Source organism: Halalkalirubrum salinum (genome assembly GCF_005543295.1).
Classification (GTDB): domain Archaea; phylum Halobacteriota; class Halobacteria; order Halobacteriales; family Haloferacaceae; genus Halalkalirubrum; species Halalkalirubrum salinum.
In genome coordinates this window covers 30,869-51,040 of sequence record NZ_SRSG01000018.1, presented here as the reverse complement: position 1 = coordinate 51,040, position 20,172 = coordinate 30,869, and the positions used below count along the sequence as shown (strand labels likewise).

The 20,172-nt window shown below is 59.5% G+C and carries 21 protein-coding genes; 15 read left to right on the top strand and 6 right to left on the bottom strand.

What is annotated here, in order from left to right; translation table 11 throughout:
- Positions 1-206: 206 nt before the first annotated feature.
- The 8 genes from E5K03_RS07650 (at position 207) to E5K03_RS07615 (ending at position 9,613) form a co-directional block, all read left to right on the top strand.
- Complete coding sequence (locus E5K03_RS07650; RefSeq protein WP_138006083.1) at positions 207-1,568, top strand: phosphomannomutase; 1,362 nt, start codon at positions 207-209, stop codon at positions 1,566-1,568.
- Positions 1,569-1,678: 110 nt separating this feature from the next.
- Complete coding sequence (locus E5K03_RS07645) at positions 1,679-2,413, top strand: NAD(P)/FAD-dependent oxidoreductase (protein ID WP_138006082.1); 735 nt, start codon at positions 1,679-1,681, stop codon at positions 2,411-2,413.
- 6 nt (positions 2,414-2,419) lie between these two features.
- A complete protein-coding gene (locus E5K03_RS07640) occupies positions 2,420-2,827 on the top strand; it encodes a metal-dependent transcriptional regulator (protein ID WP_138006080.1) in 408 nt (135 codons plus the stop codon).
- Positions 2,828-2,885: 58 nt separating this feature from the next.
- Positions 2,886-4,052 carry a BMP family lipoprotein gene (locus E5K03_RS07635; RefSeq protein ID WP_138006077.1) on the top strand — a complete coding sequence of 389 codons (1,167 nt, stop codon included), beginning with the start codon at positions 2,886-2,888 and terminating at the stop codon, positions 4,050-4,052.
- Positions 4,053-4,207: 155 nt separating this feature from the next.
- Positions 4,208-5,809, top strand: a complete 1,602-nt coding sequence (locus tag E5K03_RS07630; RefSeq protein ID WP_138006075.1) for an ABC transporter ATP-binding protein — start codon at positions 4,208-4,210, stop codon at positions 5,807-5,809.
- Positions 5,806-7,080, top strand: a complete 1,275-nt coding sequence (locus E5K03_RS07625; protein ID WP_171006632.1) for an ABC transporter permease — start codon at positions 5,806-5,808, stop codon at positions 7,078-7,080. The genes E5K03_RS07630 and E5K03_RS07625 overlap by 4 nt, the downstream gene beginning before the upstream one ends.
- Entirely contained in the window at positions 7,073-8,137 is a 1,065-nt protein-coding gene (locus E5K03_RS07620) for an ABC transporter permease (RefSeq protein ID WP_138006067.1), read from the top strand. The genes E5K03_RS07625 and E5K03_RS07620 overlap by 8 nt, the downstream gene beginning before the upstream one ends.
- Positions 8,138-8,242: 105 nt before the next feature.
- Positions 8,243-9,613 carry a geranylgeranyl reductase family protein gene (locus tag E5K03_RS07615; protein ID WP_138006064.1) on the top strand — a complete coding sequence of 457 codons (1,371 nt, stop codon included), beginning with the start codon at positions 8,243-8,245 and terminating at the stop codon, positions 9,611-9,613.
- A 48-nt stretch (positions 9,614-9,661) separates the two neighbouring features.
- Here the strand turns inward: E5K03_RS07615 and E5K03_RS07610 are convergent, their stop codons facing one another.
- The 3 genes from E5K03_RS07610 to E5K03_RS07600 all read right to left on the bottom strand — a co-directional run bounded on the left by E5K03_RS07610 (position 9,662) and on the right by E5K03_RS07600 (position 11,936).
- Entirely contained in the window at positions 9,662-10,087 is a 426-nt protein-coding gene (locus E5K03_RS07610; protein ID WP_138006060.1) for a universal stress protein, read from the bottom strand.
- Between the two features lie 157 nt (positions 10,088-10,244).
- Positions 10,245-11,522, bottom strand: coding sequence for an amidohydrolase (locus E5K03_RS07605; RefSeq protein ID WP_138006058.1), 1,278 nt, complete (start codon positions 11,520-11,522; stop codon positions 10,245-10,247).
- A gap of 81 nt (positions 11,523-11,603) precedes the next feature.
- On the bottom strand, positions 11,604-11,936 hold the full coding sequence (locus E5K03_RS07600; protein ID WP_138006055.1) for an uS10/mL48 family ribosomal protein: 333 nt from the start codon (positions 11,934-11,936) through the stop codon (positions 11,604-11,606).
- Positions 11,937-12,208: 272 nt separating this feature from the next.
- Here E5K03_RS07600 and E5K03_RS07595 point away from each other — a divergent pair, with 272 nt between their 5' ends.
- The gene (locus tag E5K03_RS07595) at positions 12,209-12,652 is read left to right on the top strand and encodes a bis(5'-nucleosyl)-tetraphosphatase (RefSeq protein WP_138006052.1); all 444 of its coding nucleotides are present in this window, start codon (positions 12,209-12,211) and stop codon (positions 12,650-12,652) included.
- A 24-nt stretch (positions 12,653-12,676) separates the two neighbouring features.
- Positions 12,677-13,675, top strand: coding sequence for a DUF5787 family protein (locus E5K03_RS07590; RefSeq protein ID WP_138006050.1), 999 nt, complete (start codon positions 12,677-12,679; stop codon positions 13,673-13,675).
- A gap of 34 nt (positions 13,676-13,709) precedes the next feature.
- On the opposite strand, the gene E5K03_RS07585 is transcribed toward E5K03_RS07590, so the two are convergent.
- Complete coding sequence (locus tag E5K03_RS07585) at positions 13,710-14,210, bottom strand: DUF5797 family protein (protein ID WP_138006049.1); 501 nt, start codon at positions 14,208-14,210, stop codon at positions 13,710-13,712.
- A 109-nt stretch (positions 14,211-14,319) separates the two neighbouring features.
- Positions 14,320-15,852 carry an FAD-binding domain-containing protein gene (locus E5K03_RS07580; protein WP_138006047.1) on the bottom strand — a complete coding sequence of 511 codons (1,533 nt, stop codon included), beginning with the start codon at positions 15,850-15,852 and terminating at the stop codon, positions 14,320-14,322.
- A 145-nt stretch (positions 15,853-15,997) separates the two neighbouring features.
- On the opposite strand from E5K03_RS07580, the gene E5K03_RS07575 reads away from it, so the two are divergent.
- Complete coding sequence (locus E5K03_RS07575) at positions 15,998-16,312, top strand: MazG-like family protein (RefSeq protein WP_138006046.1); 315 nt, start codon at positions 15,998-16,000, stop codon at positions 16,310-16,312.
- A 29-nt stretch (positions 16,313-16,341) separates the two neighbouring features.
- Here E5K03_RS07575 and E5K03_RS17165 read toward each other — a convergent pair whose 3' ends face one another.
- Positions 16,342-16,518 carry a hypothetical protein gene (locus E5K03_RS17165; RefSeq protein ID WP_171006631.1) on the bottom strand — a complete coding sequence of 59 codons (177 nt, stop codon included), beginning with the start codon at positions 16,516-16,518 and terminating at the stop codon, positions 16,342-16,344.
- A gap of 76 nt (positions 16,519-16,594) precedes the next feature.
- Here E5K03_RS17165 and E5K03_RS07570 point away from each other — a divergent pair, with 76 nt between their 5' ends.
- The 4 genes from E5K03_RS07570 (at position 16,595) to E5K03_RS07555 (ending at position 20,113) form a co-directional block, all read left to right on the top strand.
- On the top strand, positions 16,595-17,074 hold the full coding sequence (locus E5K03_RS07570; protein ID WP_138006044.1) for a YbaK/EbsC family protein: 480 nt from the start codon (positions 16,595-16,597) through the stop codon (positions 17,072-17,074).
- 94 nt (positions 17,075-17,168) lie between these two features.
- Entirely contained in the window at positions 17,169-18,275 is a 1,107-nt protein-coding gene (locus E5K03_RS07565) for a metal ABC transporter substrate-binding protein (RefSeq protein WP_138006041.1), read from the top strand.
- A 36-nt stretch (positions 18,276-18,311) separates the two neighbouring features.
- Positions 18,312-19,067 carry a metal ABC transporter ATP-binding protein gene (locus E5K03_RS07560; protein WP_138006039.1) on the top strand — a complete coding sequence of 252 codons (756 nt, stop codon included), beginning with the start codon at positions 18,312-18,314 and terminating at the stop codon, positions 19,065-19,067.
- Positions 19,068-19,093: 26 nt separating this feature from the next.
- Entirely contained in the window at positions 19,094-20,113 is a 1,020-nt protein-coding gene (locus E5K03_RS07555) for a metal ABC transporter permease (protein WP_138006035.1), read from the top strand.
- The last annotated feature ends 59 nt before the right edge of the window (positions 20,114-20,172 follow it).

The window sequence follows — 20,172 nt, the reverse complement described above, 5'->3', positions numbered from 1 at the left end:
CACGTGCTTTGATGCACGGAATACAGCTCGGTCTCTTGCGTCCCATAGTTGATTCACGCTCCGATGGGATAGCAGAATTTCCATCGAGTCAGCACGACGTAGACATACTATCAGCGGTTGAGAATTTCAACAGAACCCCAGATTTCATACGTCACAATCGCCGCCGAAACACCACGTTCTAATCAATAGACGCTGTTAGCCGAATCATGGAACTGTTCGGAACCGCGGGGATCAGAGGTGACGCCCGATCGCGGGTCACCCCCGAACTCGCACAGTCAGTCGGCCGCGCCGTGGGGACACTCGTTCGCAAGGAGTTCGATGTCGACGATCGAACCATTGTGATCGGCCGGGATGGTCGGGTGACTGGACCGGCGCTCGCCGCAGCGGTCGAAGCGGGTGTACTCTCAGCCGGTGTCCCCGCAGAGCGGGATGGGGTGTTGCCAACGCCGGCACTCGCGTTCGCCTCTCGAGGACGGACTGGGATCATGCTCACCGCCTCACACAACCCGCCGACGGACAATGGGATCAAAGTGTTTCGAGACGGGGTTGAAGTCGATCGCTCGATCGAGTCAGCGATTGAGGCGGCTGTCGAGGAGCCGTCAGCTCCTGCCAACTGGGACCTGTGGGAGTCAACGACGATCGGTGAGCCACTGGCTGCGTATCGATCGGCCGTCGCCGGCTACGCCGAGCGGTTCGGCGCGGCCGCAGACGGGCTGAAAATCGCCGTCGACTGTGGCAACGGGATGGGTGCACTCGGAACACCACCTGTTCTTCGTGAGCAGGGCGCACACGTGGTCACCCTCAACGGCAACATCGACGGGCACTTTCCCGGCCGGCCGAGCAAGCCGACTCCAGAGACGCTCGGCGATCTGCGGGCGTTCGTCGCCGACGGTGATGCCGATCTGGGGATCGCTCACGACGGTGACGCCGATCGGATCGTCGTCGTCGAGCGCGACGGCGAGGTCGTCCACGAGGATACTGTTCTCGCGATTCTTGCCGAACACTACACTCGGGCGATCGACGCGGCCGATCCAGTAGTCGTCACGACTCCGAACGCCTCCGGTCGGATCGATGAACGTGTCGAGGCCGCCGGTGGGCGCGTCGAACGGGTCCGACTTGGCGCATTACACGAAGGAATCGCCGCTGCAGAATCTGACGGCGGTGAGGTCGTTTTCGCGGCCGAGCCGTGGAAGCACATCCACACCGCCTTTGGTGGCTGGATCGACGGCGTGACGAGCGCGGCTGTTCTGACCCGCCTCATTGCCGAATCTGGTCTTGGTGCGCTTCGGGAGCCGATCGCCGAACGACCCTATCGAAAAGTCAGCGTCAACTGTCCGGATGAACAAAAAGCCGACGCGATGGAAACACTCGAAACGACGCTCCCTGAGGTATTTCCCGATGCCGTGGTGTCGACCGATCACGGCGTCCGGCTCTCGTTCGCCGACGGTTCGTGGTTGCTCGTCCGACCAAGCGGGACTGAACCATACGTCCGACTGTACGCTGAAAGCGACGACGTCGACAATCTCGTCGAAGCTGCAGAGGCAGTAATTCTCGAGGCAGTCCAGTAGTGCAGCGGCGGTCATCGATCGCGCCCGCCTAACTGTGTTCCCGCTGACAAGCTCTTCATCAAAGTATACGCAACCGATGGAACTAATACTATTTAGGTAAGCCTAAAAATATGGCAAACACGGTATTATCAGACATCGTCGTGATCGGGGGCGGAGTCGCCGGACTCTCGGCGGCGACGTTTACCGCCCGACACGGGCTGGACACGCTCGTGGTCGATTCGGACGAGTCGATCCTCCGGCGGAACGCACATCTAGAGAACTTCCCCGGATTTCCGGCGGGCGTCAACGCCCGTCAGCTGTTGGATCTCATGGCCGAACAGGCCGATCGCGCCGGTGCAGATCACATTGAGGCAACTGTGAGGGCCGTAGCGCAGACCGAGGCGGGGTTCGAGATTGAAACCGACGCCGGCGATCGAATACAGAGCCGCTACGTTGTCGCAGCGACAAAAAACGAGATTGGCTACCTCGACACGATCGAGGGCCTCGGGATTATCGATCGTGGGAAGGCGTTCGTCGATGTCGACGAGCGGGGGCGAACTGGCGTCGACGGGTTGTATGCCGCCGGTCGGCTGGCCGAAAAACCCCATCAGGCGATCGTCTGTGCGGGCCACGGCGCGGAGGTGGCGGTGACGATCCTTGAGGACGACGAGCGGCCGTTCTATCACGACTGGGTCACTCCTGCAGGGTACTTCACCGAGCGTGGTCGAGACCTTCCGCCCGGGTGTGAAGAGATCGACACAGAGGAACGCCAGAGCCGAGAAGCTGAGTCAATCGAGACGATGCGGGCCCGCTTCGGGGAGCCACATCCCGACGAGCAGGAGACACACCCCAGTCTCGATCGGTAGTGACCGATGACCGGTCGTGAAACCTATCTCCTCGCCATGTATCTCTACGAGGCGGATGCAGGATCGCCCGTCCCACCGGGGGCGATTGCCGATCTGTTGGATAAATCCCCTGCCGCGGTTACCCAAACGATCCAGCGTTTCGAATTGGCAGGACTCGTCACAAGTGAACCGTATGAGGGAGCCACACTCACATGCGAGGGAACTGCGATCGCCGAGACGGAATACGAGACTTACCTGGTGTTAGCCCGGTTTTTTGACGAGGTGCTCGCTCTTGAATCGCCTGAATATGAAGCACTCTCCGTTGTTGGGAGTGTGAGTAACGGAGTCGCCGATCGGCTGGCCGAAATGCTGCTCGACTCGCCAACTGAAGACCCGGACACGCCGAATCTGTCAGCCCTAATGTGTCCGTACTAACTGTAATACGCACGTAACCGACGAATTTATACACCGATGCTCAATCATACGTACATAGATGTCCAGAAATATCGATCGGCGAACCATTATCAAGGCAGCGGGTATCGCAGGTATTGGGGGATTGGCCGGCTGTACCGGCGGCCCATCCGATGGAAACGGTGGCAACGGCAACGGCGACGACGGGAACGGCAACGGTGACGACGGGAACGGTAACGGTGACGACGGGAACGGCGACGACGGCAATGGCAATGGCGATGATATTGACGCCAATATTGGGATGGTCTACGCCGAAGCGGGTCTCGGTGACAACTCGTTCAACGACGCTGCCCAGCGGGGACTGTTAGCGGCCGACGAGGATTTCAATATCGAGTACAACGAGGTCGAACCCAACGACACCAGCGAATTCAGCCAATTCCAGCGGCAGTTCGCCGAGGATGGCAGCTACGATCTCATTACGTGTATCGGCTTCGCACAGGAAGACGCACTGACGGAGAACTCGGCGGACTACCCAGACCAGCAGTTCATGGTCGTGGATACGGTTGTTGACTCGGACAACGTTGCTAACTACCTGTTCCGTGAGAATGAGGGCTCGTTCCTCGTGGGGTACCTCGCTGCACAACTCACCCAGACGGACCTCTCGGTTGGATCCGGGGACGATGAGCGATCGATGAACACTGACGAGGCGCTCGTCGGCTTTGTCGGCGGTGTCGACGACACGCTTATTCGGACATTCCAAGCCGGCTTTGAGGCCGGCGTCGAATACGCCGATGGAAACGTCGAATCCACGTCGACGTACACCGGATCATTCAACGATCCGAGTGCCGGTCGAGAGGCAGCGCTGTCGATGTACGACGATGGTGCGGACATTGTCTATCACGCCTCCGGTGGAACCGGTGTCGGCGTGTTCCAGGCTGCTGACGACGAGGGACGGTTCGCGATCGGTGTTGACTCCGATCAGTCGCTCACCGAACCAGACTTCGCGGACGTTATTCTCGCGAGCATGGTCAAACTCGTCGAAACGCCGGTGTACGAGTCGATCCAGAACACGATCGAGGGGAGCTTCCAGGGCGGCTCGACTGTCACGCTCGGCCTCGAAGAAGAGGGTGTCGGGGTCGCCTACGGCGATGAACTCGGTGACGAGATCTCCCAGGACATCAAAGATGCGGTTGCGTCTGTTCGCCAGGAGATCATCGACGGCGAGGTCGAGGTTCCGACAGAACCGTGAGGTAGCTGTTCGACCCGACCGTCCGCCGTCCGAGGCGAGGTTCGGATAAAATCTCAGGCGGTTCGAAAAGCTCAGAGAGCGCACAACGTACCGGATTGAGCGGCCAAAATGTGTATCCACGGGTTTATGAAACCACCAACAAAACCAGAGGACAGATGACACCCGCGGTCCATCTCGAGACAATCACCAAGCGATTTCCGGGGGTCGTTGCCAACGATGCCGTTGATCTCGTTGTTGAGGAGGGGACGGTTCACGCACTACTCGGCGAGAACGGTGCCGGGAAAACAACGTTGATGAACGTACTGTACGGGCTGTACCAGCCAACCGAGGGCAAGATTCACATCAACGGCATCGAGCGATCGTTCGACTCTCCAAGCGATGCGATCGACATCGGGATCGGCATGATCCACCAGCACTTCATGCTCGTCGATCCGATGACGATCGCCGAGAATGTCGTGCTCGGCAACGAACCAACAAAGTACGGTGGGCTGCTCGTCGACCACGAGCAGGCCATCGAAGAGGTCCGTAAACTGAGTGAACGGTATGGGTTCGACGTCGAGCCAGCAGCCACGATCGAAGACGTCAGCGTCGGCGTCCAACAGCGAGTTGAGATTCTCAAAGCGCTGTATCGGGGTGCAGACATTCTTATTCTCGACGAACCGACCGCAGTACTCACTCCACAGGAAGTCGACGAATTGTTCGAGGTCCTCACAGAGCTCACCGCACAAGGGAAGACAATCATTTTCATCACCCACAAGCTGGGAGAGGCAATGGAGGCTGCCGACGAGATCACTATTCTACGAGACGGGCAAAACGTCGGAACGATGGACGCCAACACGGTAACGCGTGAGGAGCTTGCCCAGCGGATGGTTGGCCGGGAGGTACTCATGGAGCCACAGCTCTCGGCGAACGACCCCGGGGAGGTCGTACTGTCAGTCGACGAGATAGCTGCTGAAGACGATCGCGGCGTCGTGGCTGTCTCAGACGTGTCGTTTTCGATCCGCGAAGGCGAAATATTGGGTATCGCGGGAGTCGACGGCAACGGCCAGGCAGAGTTGGTTGAGGCAATTACTGGGCTTCGATCGACCGTTGCCGGCTCAATGACGTACCGTGGCGAACCGTTGGAGCCATTGTCGCGTCGAGATCGGATCGGGGCGGGAATCGCATACGTCCCAGAAGACAGACAGGATCGAGGCATGGTGATGCCGTTCGATCTCGTCGAAAACGGCATTCTTGGCAGCCAGCGAGCGACAGAGTTCGCGAAGACCGGTCGGATCAACTGGGATCGTGCCGCCGAGCACGCCGAGGATATTATTGCTGAATATGATGTTCGACCGCCAAATGCCGCCTCCACCGCAGCATCGCTCTCGGGAGGAAACCAACAGAAGTTCATTGTTGGCCGAGAGTTCGATCGGGATCCAAAATTTGTCGTGGCAACACATCCGACTCGGGGAGTCGATATCGGTGCGATGGAGTTCATCCACGAACAACTCCAGGCGCTCCGATCGGCAGGGGTGGCAGTCCTGTTAATCTCTTCGAACCTCTCGGAAGTCCAGAGCCTCTCAGACCGACTGGCAATCATGCACGACGGCTCCTTCAGCGGAGTCGTCGATCCCGCCTCTGTGACGGAAGAAGAAATCGGTCTGTTGATGGCTGGCGAGTCGATCGGGGCCGGCGTCGACGCTGCCTTGGCAGGGACAGACGGGACAAGCGACACAACCGACGGTACAACGGACGAATCCGGGGTGGAGGCGTGAGCCGTGCAGATCGCCTCCGTGGGCGAATCCGTGCGCAACTCGGCTGGCTCGTTGAGCGATCGGCCGCCGAACGGGCGCTCATCAGCCTCGCGTCATTGTTTTTCGCGATTATTGTCGGTGCAGTCATCATTCTCATCTCCGGGCGGGTAACTGAGTGTAGCACTGCCGCGTTTTATCTGCCGTTCACGTCGATCGGATTTTGTTACGATCCAGTGCAGATCTACCTCCTGTTGTTCAACGGCGCACTCGGCAGTCCGTTTCTGCTCGGCGAACCTGGCCTCATCGACCCTTCGTGGTCAGTATTTAACTTCCGATTTGGCTTCACGCTCAAGGAAACGACCCTCTTGATCTTCACCGGCCTCTCGGTCGCCATCTCATTCCGGGCGGGACTGTTCAACATCGGAACGCAGGGGCAACTCGTTATCGGCGCGCTTGGGACCGCACTTGTGATGGTGTACGCCGCACCGTTGGTGCCGGCTGGACTCGTCGGTGGCGTGGTTTTGATCATATTGGGGCTCGCCGTTGGAGCGATTTTTGGTGGGCTGTATGGTGCGATCCCGGGACTGTTGAAGGCGTACGCGGACGCGAACGAGGTGATCACGACGATCATGCTCAATTTCATCGCCGCGAACATCGCGTTCGTGCTCGTCTCGTCTGTCTTCCGTGATCCCTCGAGTTCTGTCGTCGCAACTTACGAGATACCCGACTACGCCCAACTGCCATCGCTTGCGTTCCCGGCGTCAAGCAATTTCAGCGAGATCGGGCTTATCGCTGGAGTGTTTGCGATCGCGGGACTGTATTATTTACTCGAACACACATCATTCGGCTACGACATTCGTACCAGCGGAGTTCAGCCCGAGGCCGCGGAGTACGGCGGTGTCGACTCCAAGAAGACGATCGTCCGGAGCCTCACGATTTCGGGTGCCTTCGGCGGGATCGCCGGGGCACTTTGGGTGTTAATGCAGACCGCCCGCTGGGAGTCTTCAGTCCCGGCGCTCGGCTTCGACGGGATTACCGTCTCAATTCTCGCAGGGAACAATCCAATCGGCGTCCTTCCCGCAGCACTGCTGTTTGGGATGCTCAAAGGCGGTGCCGTCGAGGTCGCTTTTCAGACTGATGTCCCCTCTGACCTGATCGGGGTGCTCCGAGGGCTCATCATCCTCTTCGTTGCGATGCCAGAGTTCTTCCGGATGATCGGCAAACGGTTGCTGGGAACCGACGGTCAGGCCCCCGACGCGGGAACCACTGATGGAGGTGATGCCGATGAGTGAAGACGATGAAACCCTCGGGCGGGCTACAGCCGACAGATCACTCCGATCGCGACTCACCAATGCCTCCTACATCAAGCGGGTGCTCGCAGGGCTCGCCGGAATTCTCGCGCTATTAGGTGTATTGGGGCTGTTGTTCCCAACGTCGGTCGCCGGCGATCTTTCGCGGATCGTCTTTCGGTGGAGCGTCCTCGTGCAGGCGCTGCGGATCTCGACGCCGATCGCGCTGGCGGCGATCGGCGGCATCTTTGCGGAAAAAAGTGGGGTAATCAACATCGGCCTGGAGGGACTCCTCATCATCTCGGCGTTCGCCGCCGTGTACCTCACAGCGGTCCTCGGCCCGGACACGACGATTGCATTCATTCCCGCGATCTGGATCGGCTTTGCCGGGGGCGTCCTCGCGAGCGTCGTTCTCGCGTGGGTCTTCGCTGTGGTCTGTATCGAATTCAAAGCCGATCAGATCATCGCTGGGCTCGCGGTGTGGCTAATCGCACTCGGGCTCGCCCCGTTCGCCTCAACGTTGTACTTCGGCAGCCGTGACAGCGGCAGTCTGGGCGTGACGATCGGCAACTGGCCGATCGTGATCATGATTGCCTCGGTCGCGATCGCGTGGGTGGTACTGTATCGTACCTCATTCGGCCGGTACATCCGTGCGGCCGGCGAGAATCCGCGAGCGCTCGACACCGCAGGCGTCAACGTCTCACGGATCAGGTATGCTGGTGTGCTCCTCTCTGGCGTCTTCGCTGGGATGGGCGGGGCATCACTGTCACTGACGATCGGCCTCTTCGGTGGCACTGGAGAGACAATGGTCGAGGGTCGGGGCTTCATCGCGATCGTCGCATATCTGTTCGGCAACTACAACCCACTCGGGGCGTTTGGCGCGTCGCTACTCTTTGGCGGGCTCGAGGCGATCCAGATTCGGCTCCAGCAGTTGGGGTATGCGATTCCCGACACGCTCGTCCAAACGATTCCATACATTGTCGTTATTCTCGTGTTGGCGTTCGTCGGCCGAACCCGGATTCCGAAAGCCGCTGGCGAACACTACGAAACCGAGGAGTGACCGCTGCTGGCAGCAGGCCATGCTCTGTCGACCGCCAATTGCGTCGACCGATCGTCATCACAATGGGAATAAAGAGTTTTGCTAATGGGGCGGTCATTCCAACCAATGAGCGATCTCAGCTACGATCTCGTTGTCGTCGGGGCGGGCACATCCGGTTGTTACGCCGCTGCGACGGCGGCCAACGCCGGGCTCGACACGGTCATTGTCGAGCGAAAAGACGAAACGGAGGCCGGACACATCGCGTGCGGTGACGCGCTGAAGGGTGCGGGCAACTTCCCCGATTCGATCCCTCGATCGCAGATCGAACCCTCCTTTACTAACACGGATGTCGACCACGGGCGCTTCGAGATTCCGAGTGAGGACACGGTCCTCGAAATCCCGGTTCCGGGAGAACTCGCAGTGATCGATCGCTGGGAGTACGGCCGCCGGATCATCGAGGGGGCAACGAACGCCGGCGCGGAGATTCACTACGACACCGTCGTCCAGGATGTTGTCCAGGACGACGACGGGACCGTCACCGGTGTCCGTGGGACCCGAAAAGGCGACCCCGTCACGTATGACGCGGAAGTCGTTCTCGACGGGGCGGGTTCGCTGTCGCTCTTGCAGGACAAAACAGACTTTTCGGGCACACACTTCGACACGAACGTCCGGTACTCGCAGTTCTGTTCGGCCTACCGCGAGATTGTCGAGGTCGACGAGGAGGTCGAGTGGAAGGACGCGCTGGTGTTCAAGCCGACGAAACGCGCGGCGGGGTACCTGTGGTACTTCCCGCGGACGGGGACGACGATCAACGCCGGGCTCGGCTTTCAGATGAACGAAGCGCCGATGCAGATGATCGAGGACCTGAAACAGGATCTCAGAAACCGCCCGGAGTTCAAAAACGCGACCGTCACCGACAAACTCGGGGCCGCGCTGCCGACCCGTCGACCCTACGATTCGGCGGTTGCAAACGGCTACATGGCGATCGGCGACGCGGCTGGCCACGTCAACCCGACGACTGGGGGTGGGATCGCTGGCGCGGCCTACGGCGGCAAGTACGCCGCTGAGCAGGCGATTCGAGCGATCGCAGCGGGTGACGTGAGCGAGGCGTCACTGTGGCACTACAACGAGCGCGTCATGGAACACTTCGGGCACCGGTATGCGGGACTCGACGTGTACAATATTCTCTCGACTGCGGTAGACGTTGACGAGCTGATGGGACTGCTCGCAGCACTTCCCGGCGAAAAGCTCGCAGAGGCACTCTACGGCGGAAAAGCCTCAGTTGGTCCACGGCTCGCGCTTCGAACGGCGAAAAAAAGCTACGGCTACTGGGAACAGATTATCGAGTTTTACCGGGCAAAACAGCTCGCAGAGGAGCTCATCGACCACTACGGTCGCTATCCCACAACACCTGCGGCGATGGCAGGCTGGCAGCGTCAACGCGACGAAATTCTCGATCGAGTCTACGAGACGACCGGTGCGGATCCGAAATACTGAAAAAACCGCTAGCCGCTGGCCGATCCCGTTTGCGGTATTTTACGATCGTCACCGTGCCAAGAGGACCGACACGTCGCTGCGCCTGCTGACTCTGTCGGCCGTGCTCCCGAGCAAGACATCCACGAGGCTCGATCGGCCCAGTGCGCCTAGCACAATCATATCGGCGCCGACGTCCGCCGCATAACTTAGAATTCGTTCGTTCGGCACTCCACGTTTGATTGTCGTCTCACACGGAACGCCCGCCGTTTCGGCGCGATCGGCGACGTCGCCGAGGACCTCCTCAGCGTACGCCTCTGTCCCTTTGCGAACCGCATCCTGTTCGGCAGTCATCGGCGCAACGATCGCGTCAATATCTTCGATGACGTGCACTGCGTGCAGGGTAGCGTTCATTACGTCGGCCAGTTCGATCGCGCGATCAACGGCGGTGTCTGCGCCGTCGCTGCCGTCTGTCGCAACGAGTAGTGTGTCAGTCATGTCGTTCACCTCACAGGTGGATCTACGGGTTCATCACACGAATAGTTATGTACCGTTCCTACTGTGTGGCAATAAATTGGTCCCCAAACAGCGTATTCCCAAACCTCATTGATCCCCAAACAGCGTATTTTCAGACCTCTGGGTGTTCGATACTAACTTACGATTCCGCTGCAACTCGCTGGATCGACCCAGTCAACACGTCGATCGCAATCTGGATGTCTGATTCGACCACGTCAAACGTTCGCGTGTGGTGGCCACCCGGATGGTTGGTGCCCACACCGACGTATGCGGCGGTGCCGCCCTGGGCCTGGACAGTCTGCATGAGATACGTCGCATCCTCACTCCCGCCGAGCGTGTCGCGGTCGATGACTGAACTGACGCCCGCAGTTTCGCCGGCGACCGACGAGACGATCGAGATGAGTTCGTCGTCGCTAACCGCACTTGGCGCCTCCCCAAGCTCTTCGAGGTCGACTGTGCAGTTGTGCATCTCCGCTGCCGACTCGAGCACGGTATCGGCACGATCGACCATGTACTCCATCAGCTCGGTCGTCTCGCCGCGAACTTCGCCTTCGATGAATGCCTCCTCAGGGATGATGTTCGTTGCTGTGCCGCCGCCGACTAACCCGGCATTGACGCGCGTCTCACCGTCGGCGTGTCTGGCGATCCCGTAGAGGTTCGAGATCGCGGTCGCCATCGCCTGGACGGCGTTGTCTCCCTCCTCGGGTCGTGCGCCAGCGTGTGCCGGCGAGCCATGGAACGTCGCGCGAAATTGCGTGACTGCCAGGAAGCCCTCGATACCGGCGACAACCTCGCCGGAGGGGTGATCGAGGCCGATGTGAACCGCGAGCAGCGAATCGACATCGTCGAGATGGCCCGATTCGGCCATCGGTTTGCCGCCAACGATCGCCTCCTCGCCGGGCTGGAAGAATACCTTCAGCGTTCCCTGAAAGTCGCTGTCTGCGATCGCATCGAGGACGCCGAGCCCGATCGTCGCGTGCGCGTCGTGCCCGCAGGCGTGCATGTAGCCCTCGTTTTTCGATCGGAAGCCCTCGGCAGTCGGGGTATGATCCTCCTCGTCGGCTTCGAGGATCGGCAGTCCGTCGATGTCGACACGGAGGCCGACTGTTGGACCCTCTCCCCGTTTGAGGACGGCGATCGCGCCGGTGAACCCATCGCCGAGCTCCGCGACCGTTTCTGGGTCCGCACCTGCCTCGATCGCGCGCGATCGCCATAGCTCGAGTTCCTCATCGTCAGGAATATTCATCCGCGTCCCGTCAGCGTGGATGTCACGGCCGTAGTGTAGTTCATCGAGGTCCCGAGTTCGAAGTTCTTCGAGCAGCACTGCGGTGGTGTAAAACTCCCGCCAAGCGGGTTCGGGGCGTTTGTGGAGGCGTCGTCGGACCGCAACGAGTTCGTCGGGTACGTCAGTACTCATATGTTGATGCAGACTCCCAGCGGAGATAAAAGGTGAGAAGTCGGCGAGCCGCACAATCGATCGCCCCACTTCCAGCGTGTTTCAGTTATTCCGGTGTCCGAGCGGTCGTTTTTGTTCGACCTCGATCTCGACGTGTACGGAGTCAGGGAAGTCCATGTGTCCGACCTGTTTGGCGATGTGATCGGCGTTGTGAATCTCCATCTTACGGGTATAGACAGTGTACTCCCACTCGGGGAAGCTCTCGCCGGGGGCGAGCGTCTGTTGTTGGGGAACAAAAAGGCGATCGGGCGGCGCAGAGTGTGGACCTTTGCACTCGCCGCCTTTGCGCTCGACGATCGATTTGATCTCGGTTACGGTATTTTCAAGGACAGTACGGTCGCCGGACTGAAATCGGAGTTTTGTAACGAAAGCCATTGTGCGGTCGTATCCGTTTTGTGGTCGGCAAGCGTAAAAAACGCACCTATAGTAACGTTTGCAACGCTTTGCACCAAGCCCTCGAAAAGAAGTCTGAGAGTGCGTGAATCAGCGGTTCTTACATCGAAGTGAGAAAATAATTGCAAACGCTACTATACCCCGATCGCCCGCGAGAAGCAAACCCGCGCCAGCGGTTCACACGCCGGTCATCTGATCTATCTCTGTTCTGTGCTCCGATACGCTCTTACGATGGGGTTGCTTACTCGTGGTTAATGACGGTAGAGGCAGTGAGTGCTGGTGCGATCCTCTTCCGCGACACCCGCGGCCACCGGGAGTATTTGCTCCTGAAGAGCCGACCGGGGGACTGGGAGTTCCCCAAAGGCGGTGTCGAAGGGGACGAGGAGCTCCAGCAAACCGCGATCAGAGAAGTACAGGAGGAGGCGGGCATCGAGGATTTCCGCCTCATCGACGGGTTCCGCAAGGACTACGACTACGTGTTCGAGGCGAATGGGACGACGATCCACAAGACAGTCCATCTGTTTATTGCACACTCGTTCGAAGCCAGTGCGGAACTCTCGAAAGAACACCGCGACCTGCAGTGGCGCGACTACGAACAGGCGCTCAACACGATCACCCAAGACGGACCGCGAGAGATCTTCGAAGACGCCCACGAGTATCTCGACGAATTGCAAAACCAAAACGAAGAGTACGTCTAAGTCCATCGGACCGAATCTACAGCCGTGACCGGATGGGATGACTCCGAGTTCGCCTTCGAACTCCGGGTCTGTCGGTGGGCCGAACTCGCGTGGGAGCGCCAGATGAATGTCGATGGCCACGCGATCGTCGCCCGCCAGATCGGCACCAAGCGCCGGCGCTGGGATACGGTTATCATTGAGTGCGATCCTGTAGGGCTCGCGGCCCGATCGGCCTTTGGCTCGGATGAGCTCGACAGCGATTTGCTCGACGTGCTTGTCCACGCGCCCGCCGAGTGGACGTGGTATCGTGATGCCCTCGATCATCCGGGCTACCCGTGGCGATACGTCCGCGAATCGATTCACCGCGCAGCCGATCGCGGCCTGCTCAAGACGAGAAAGCGCGGCAACCGGATCGAGATCAAACGGATCGCCCCCTATCCAGACTGGGTGAACCGAATCGTCGCGATCGAAAACAAGCCCGATCTGGACGCTTCAGCGGCGCGAGCGCTGTCTGCACAGCTCACCCATGACGTTCGCGCACGGTTAGCTGACGAGGTCTGGGTCGCGACCGCCGATACGGATGGGTCAGTCTCGCCGGCGCTTCTAAAGGCGTTTCCAGTTGAGGTCGGCGTGCTCTCGTGTTCGTTTTCAGACGGCGTCAATGCTGACTCCACCCGAGTCGACTGGTATCCGACAGCCATCCGCTCGGACGCTGACAGGGAGATCAAAGGCGGGCAGCGATCAGTGACGAAGCGACTCGTGCTCGCAGAGCGGGCCTACGGCCGTGGGTTTCGATCCTATCATCGGACGATGCGTCCCGATTGCCGGCATTTCGAACTCAAGCGCGACGGCCGTGCGTTGCTTCCCGCCTGTGCAGCGAAGGGGACGCTTCCGACGCCGCGGGAATGCTCGGGATCGTGTCCAGCCTTTGAGCCTGAGCCACCGATATGGCGAACGCGAAACTATCCCATTGAGGGCGGTCCGGGCAAATCAGTCGTCAGGCTCCTTCGTGAACGGCGACGCCGGCAGCGCGAACGATTATAATCCTTGGCTCACGCGTGGACGTTCTCTGTCGTTATCAGTCGATGACGTCGACTTCGATCGAGTCACGCTCGACGGCCAGCCGGAATGTTGGAACCGTCCGATAGATAACCTCGACGACGCCCTTGCGTTTGAGGCTCTGCAGACCGCGGCGAACCGACTCCACGTCGGGGTCGATGTCGTGGGTCGATCGAAGCGACTGCAAGACGCTGACGACGCTCTGTGAGCGGTCGTCTGGTCCGGCAAGGACCTCGAAAATCTGGGCCTCAAGTGGCTCAACCCGGATCGAGTCTGGCACTCCATCCTCGTCATCGTCGACGATTCCTGGCTCAACATCGACCAGATCGTTCGCTTCCGTTGTCGCTCTGATCAGACTGTTGTCGTCGCGATAGTAGAACTCCTTGAGATGTCCTTCGAGATACCTGTGTACGTCACTACCGCTTTCGAGCCCCCAGCGGTCCTGCAACTCTTTGTTTTTTGTCGGCTGTAACTCTACGATGTCTGCCAGCCGATCGCGTTCCTCATCGGAGAGACTCATATCGGTGGATCGGAGGGGGCGGTTAATTTGTTTCCGGATCCGATCGGTCGAGCAATTGCTGAATCTAACCAATTGGTTAAGTCAGCTGAACTACTGGTCGACGACGAACTCAGAAATCGTCGAGGCGGCGCTGTCGGTCCGATCGACCGCCTGCATCATCTCGGCTGCCTGCATCGTCTCGGCCGTCTCGGTCGCGCTGGCCTCGTCGGGACAGCGACGCGCGACGTCGAAGCGTTGGGTCTGTCTTGAGCGCCTCCTGGGCGCGATCGTGGTGCCGATCGAACAGTTCTCTGGCGGCGGTCGCCTCCGCCTCGTAATCGACGACCGGGTACGGATACGTCTCACCGATCGTGACACCGCAGTCGGCCTGGACAGACAGCGGCATCTTCTCGGGACGGGCCAGGTACTGCGCCGGGAGGGGCTCTAGCTCAGGAACGTACCGTTTGATGTACGCACCGTCGGGATCGTACTCCTCCGTTTGGGTTCGTGGGTTGTACACCCGGATCGGGTGGACGCCGACGAGCCCAGCCTGTGATTGCCACTGCGTGTAGTTGATTGCTGGATCGGCGTCGATCAGGTGATAGTACAGAAAGTCCGCCCCAGGCTTCCACCACTGTTTGAGTACGTACGAGTAGAATGTGGCCACAAGCGACCGCATCCGAAACGAGAGCCAGCCCGTCTGAACCAGCGCGCGCATTGCTGCGTCTACGATCGGAAATCCGGTCTGTCCCTCACGCCACGCGCGATCGAGTCCCTCGTCGTGGTTGTTCCGGTTGAGATTTCGAAACACGGGATTGAGGCTTCGGTCGGTCCAGCCGGGCCAGTCCGCGAGCTTCTGGGTGTAGTGGCGGTTCCAGTACAGCCGGCTTTCGAACATCGATCGCCCGCGACCGTCGATCGCGTCTTCAGACACGCGCTGGTAGACCTGCCGCAGCGAGAGTGCACCAAACTTGAGATACGGTGACAGCCGCGAGCAGCCCCGCTCGGCTCTTTCGGGGGGTGAGATCGAGCCAGGATATTCGTCGATCACGTCGACAAAGCGATCGAGCCGTGCGTTGCCGGCGTCTCTCCCGCCTCGCGGTACGTCGTGTTTGGTCGCATTGATGTCGTAGTGGTCGCGCACGTCTGTCAGTGTACATTCGGAGGCGATCGGGTTCGGCTCCATCGACCCCGGTTCCGGGTGTTGATCCGCCGTGAAGTACTGTTCGCACTGGGTGGCCCACTCCGCGCGCGTATCACGGCGATCACGGACGATACCGTCGTCTCCGAACGCGGTAGTTTCCGGCCAAGCGGCAACTGTGCCATCCCGATCACGGCCGCGGCCGTGAGTCACCTCACGGTTGAAATACACGGCATCAACCGTGCCTTCGTTGAGGAGCGATCGGAGTCGATCACAGGGATCGCCGAACAGGAGTGAGAGTTCAGAGCCGTGCTCGCGGTACCGCTCGCCAAGGTCAGACAGACACTCGAATAGGAACTCGATTCGGCTGTCACACGCCAGCCCGCGGTCATCGTAGAAGGCTGGATCGAGAATAAAAACGGGACACGCTGTGCCGTCGGCTGTCGCGGCTGCGAGCGCGGCATTGTCGGCCGTTCGGAGATCCCGCCGGTGCCAGACGGCGATGCGATCGCTGATATCCACCGTTGGGACTTGCGGGACAAATATCGATCGACTGTTTAACCGATCGGCTCTTTAATGAATCGACTATTTAACTGATCGGCTTTGCAATCGATCGGCTCCGCAATCGATCGGTACCGATTTCTGCGAGCCGATTGAGTCGATCGATATGTCTCTTCTCGACGCCCAGCAACGTGTTGCTTCGTTCACCGACGACCACGGGCTTGACACGCCGCCCGCCTACCGGCTTCTCGATCTGACCGCCGAGGTAGGTGAGATGGCTGCCGATGCGGCCAAATCAAGCGGCTACGGGACCGATCCGTCGGCACTTTCTGTCAGCACCGACGAGTACGGCGACGCATTATTTGCGTTGTTGGCACTCGGTGCAGAACTCGACATCGATGCGGAGGCCGCTCTGGCCGAATCGATCGAAAAGTACGAATCACGAATCGACGCGGATGGGAGCGCAGGCTCCGGAGAGTGATATTTAATTCGTGTGTACCGCGGAGACGGCTACTTGGCGTAGTAGCTTGTGAAAAATCCCGAGAGGAATGATGCGATTGCGACCGCAGACAAGAGATCGGTGCGGCTCCACGGCCCGTCTTCTCGTTTTGCGACCACTGCAGTGATGATGAGGCTCACGACAACTGAAATAGCGCCGTTTGCGACGTGTTCGTTTATCGAACCCATATGATCTCTTTCGGCCTGTGCGCTAATATATTTCCGCCACCGGTGATGCTAAGCGATCGGTCTTCGTTGCCCCGGTATGCACCCGCGAGCCGAGGAGTTCCGCGACGCGGCGGCGGATCGCTACGGTGTCGAACTGGACGTGATCGAGTTTCCCGAAGGGACAAAGACCGCCGCAGCCGCCGCGACGGCAGTCGGCTGTGAGACCGCACAGATCGCGAGCAGTATCGTTGTCTCGGTCGACGGTGACCTTGCCGTCGCAGTCACGAGCGGCGCAAACCGCGTCGACTTAGATGCCATGGCCGATCGAATGGGATCGCCGGATGAAACGGCTGAGATGGCAGATCCAGATCGAATTCGATCGGTCATCGGCTGGTCGATCGGCGGGGTCCCGCCGATCTGTCACGACAGCGATGTTCCGGTGTTCTTCGATCGCACGCTGCTTTCTTACGAGACGGTCTACGCCGCTGCGGGAACGCCAAATGCTGTCTTTCCGATCGCTCCCGATCGGCTCCTGTCGATTGCCGGTGCCGAAGACGCGCCGATCGCCGAGCAGTAGCGATTATTAACTCCAGAATACAAACTCGACCAATTTATTAATTCGTGCCTTTGGAATAACAACACTTTTCTATATTAATTTACTACGTGTCGTTATGAACCACACGCGACGCGCAGTACTACAGGGGTCAGGTTTGCTCACTGCAGGCTTCCTTTCAGGGTGTATTGGCGACGGTACTGAGGACGACGACGCTTCAGGGAATACAGAAGCGACAGCTCCTGACGGTCGCGGCGGGTTTGCGGCGTTTTTCACGCTCGCCGATTGGACCCAGCAGATCGCTGGCGAGGAGATGGAGATCGTCGATCCGGTTCCCGCCGGAGAGTTGGGCCACGGGTGGGAGCCGACGGCGGATCTCCAGACCCAAATCGCCGAATCCGACGTCTTCGTTTACCTCGACAACCCAGAGTGGCGATGGGCGCAGGAGGCTGCCGAGTCGATCGAAGGCGAGGATACCGAGACAGTCCTCATCAATGCCCTAGAGGGTGTCGATATGCTCGAATTCGGTGCGGAGCATGGTCACGAGGAAGAAGATGATCACCATGATGAAGACGATCATAATGAGGAAGAGGAGGATCACGACAACGAGGAAGATCACGACAACGAGGAAGATCATGAAGAGGACGATGGCCACAGTGAAGAAGACGACCACGAACACGATGACGAATTAGACCCACACGTCTGGATTGATCCTGTGCGCGCTCAAGACTGCGTCGACAACATCGCCGGGGGATTGGCCCGAGTTGACCCCGATAACGAAGACGTGTATCTCGAAAACGCTGAGGCGTACAAATCGGAGCTCCAGGATCTTCACAATCGCCTCGAATCCATGCTCGCGAACCGCCAGACGGACACGCTCGTGTTCGCCGGGCACAACTCCTTCGGCTATCTCGCCGATCGCTACGGCTTCTCGGTTCACTCCCCACAGGGTGTGTCCCCGCAGGACGAACCGACGAGCTCGGATATCATCGACACGATCGAACTCGTCAACGAAGAGGGAATCACCCACATTGCCTATGGTTACTTCGAATCCGATCGGCTTGCCGAACAGATCGTCTCTGAGAGCGATGCGACCGACACTGTTGCGATGACCACTGCCGCCGGGAGCACCCCCGAGTGGAACGAAGACGGCTGGGGCTATATCGATCAGATAGAAGCGATTAATTTCCCAGCGTTCGAATCGACACTCAACACTGAGGAATGATCGGGGAGCAATTGATGATTGATCCACAAGTAATTGATGAGTGATCCACGAGTAAGCGCGGTTATCGAGGTCACTAACGTGTCGTTCGCCTACGGGGACACCTCCGCGGTGAGCGACGTCTCTCTCACGGTCGAATCCGGAGAATTTCTCGGTCTAATCGGACCGAACGGCTCCGGCAAGACGACGCTCTTGCACATCATGCTCGGACTGATTGAGCCTGATTCTGGCTCCGTCGAGCTGTTTGGCGAGCCGATCGAGGAGTTCTCGGCGGGTCACCGGATCGGCTACGTCTCCCAGCAGTCGACGAGCAAGGGCTCGACGATGCCGATCACCGTCCGGGAGGTCATCGAAATGGGCCGATTCGCCCACGCAGGCTCCCAACGCCTGAATGATGAGGACCACGCAATCGTCGAGGAGGCAATCGAGACAGTCAACATTGCTGACCTACAGCATCGTCGTATCAACGCGCTGTCTGGCGGCCAGCGACAGCGGGCGTACATCGCGCGTGCGCTTGCCTCGGAGGCCGACCTCCTTGCGCTCGACGAGCCCACTGTCGGCGTCGACGCCGAGTCGAGAGACGCGTTTTACGGCCTATTGGATCGACTGAACAGCGACGGAATCACGATCGTCCTGATCGAACACGACATTGGCGTCGTCACCGATCGCGCGAGTCGGATCGCCTGTATCAATCGTGAACTGTACCACCATGGCGACACCGAATCGTTTGTCGAAAGCGATGCCCTCGCAGAGGCCTACGGCGCGTCCGGTCGAGTCGTGCATCACCACCATTAAATTGAGCCGTGTCTGACGCCAACGTAATGCAGAACTCGACCCGGCGGCTCCAAGCGTTGCGGTCGGCGGCGATCGTTAGCTTCGGGTTTGTTCTGATTCTTTCGGCCTTCCTCGTGAGCGATACGCTCTTGACCTATGGCCTGCCGAACGGCGGGCTCGTCAGCGCATTCGTCTCGGTTGGACAGATAATCGCCGAGGCAACCGGATTTACGCTGCTGTCGTTTCGGTTCGGCTGGCGGATGCTCGCGATCGGTGGGCTGATCGGAATCGTCGGCCCGCTCATCGGGATGTACATCGTTCATCGCGAGATGGCGATGATTGGCGAGACCCTCGCCCACACCGCCTTCGCTGGCGTCGCGATCGGGCTGCTCGTCACCGGCGCGACGGGAATCGAGACGAACTATCTCCTTCCGGCACTGATCGTTGCGATTCTCGGCGCGTTCCTCGTCGAGTATCTCGCCGCGCGATCGAGTTCCTACGGTGATGTTCCGATCGCGATCATGCTCAGCGGGAGCTTCGCGCTCGGGACGCTTGTCATAAGCTACGGCGGTGGCCTCACCGGCATCTCCATCGAGGGCGTGTTGTTCGGCAACGTGAGCGTCGTCCCCCCGAGCGGTGGGACGATCATGCTCGTGCTCAGCGCGATCGTCATCGGTGTCGTCGCAACGCAGTACAAACAACTGCTTTTCATTACGTTCGACGAACAGGCCGCGCGAGTCGCCCAGCTGAACGTTTCAGCGTACAATTCACTCCTCATCGTCCTCACTGCGCTCGTCGTCGTCGGGGCGATGCAGATCCTCGGCGTCATCCTCGTCGCAGCGATGCTGGTCGTGCCGGTTGCGGCGGCTTCTCAAATCGCAACAAGCTTTCGAGAAGCGCTGTATCTGGCCGTGTTGATCGGCGAAGCGTCGATCATGGTTGGTCTCGTCGCTGCTCACCAGGCTGGGCTGCCCGCTGGCGGAACAATCGTCATGCTCGGCGTGGTGTGTTATATCGCCGCGGTCGTACTCTCCGATCGAGATCTGGCGGCGATCTCGATTCGATAATCGCCTGATAGTACACGGAAATTCGTGTACGTGATCGGCTCACAGTACCCATGTGACGA